Source organism: Specibacter sp. RAF43, from assembly GCF_052114065.1.
Taxonomy (GTDB): domain Bacteria; phylum Actinomycetota; class Actinomycetes; order Actinomycetales; family Micrococcaceae; genus Specibacter.
Map to the genome: position 1 here is coordinate 1 of NZ_JBFREA010000063.1, position 716 is coordinate 716.

Annotated in this window: 1 protein-coding gene; it reads right to left on the reverse strand. The window is 71.9% G+C overall.

Translation table 11 applies throughout. The features are described 5' to 3' along the window. Positions 1–716: DUF222 domain-containing protein (locus AB4Y80_RS16890; RefSeq protein ID WP_442215493.1), on the reverse strand; the 716-nt coding region annotated here is incomplete at both ends.

Sequence of the window (716 nt, forward strand, 5' to 3'; positions counted from 1 at the left end):
CGGAGGTTTTCGGTTTTCGAGGCTGGTTTGGCCCTTGGGTTCGAGGGTGCCGTCGGGGCGGTAGCGGTTCATGTAGAAGGGGGTGGTGTGGTCTAGTTCGCAGCTGGCGGCGGGGTGGTCGCAGCCGATGCCGGTGCAGACGGGGTCGCGGTGGCGGACGGTGGCGGCGATCGCAGCGGTGGGGTGGTAGCTGGTCCGGGCGAGGTTGAGGGGCGTGTCGGTGGCAGGGTCGGTGAGGATTCGGGTCCAGGTGTGGGCTCCGGCGGCGAATTCTCTGGCCTGCCCGGGTGGGATGGGGCCGTAGCCGGTGAGGTGGCCGGGGTCCTCGGAGCGGCCCAGCATGGTCAGGGCCGGGACCTGGATTTCGATCCGGGCCGGGGGCCAGCTCCGGAACCGGATGTTCGGGGCCGGGGTCCCGGCGGCCGTCCCGGGATCACCATTGGTGGCGGCGGCGCCGGTGGGGTGGGGGCAGGTGCAGGTGGTGCAGGTGCCGGCGGGGTGGAGGATGGCGTGGTGGAGGATGTCGGTGTGGGCGTCGGCGCGGTAGTTGTTCAGGGAGCGGGAGGGCTGCCCGGTGGGGGTGGTGGCGGTGCTGGGGGTGCCCTGGTGTTGGGCGGTGCGGGCCCAGAGGTCCAGGGAGTCGTAGAGGGATTTGGCGATCACGGCGTCCAGGGTGGCGCCGAGTTGGGCCATGCCGTCGGGCAGGGGGGTGAACC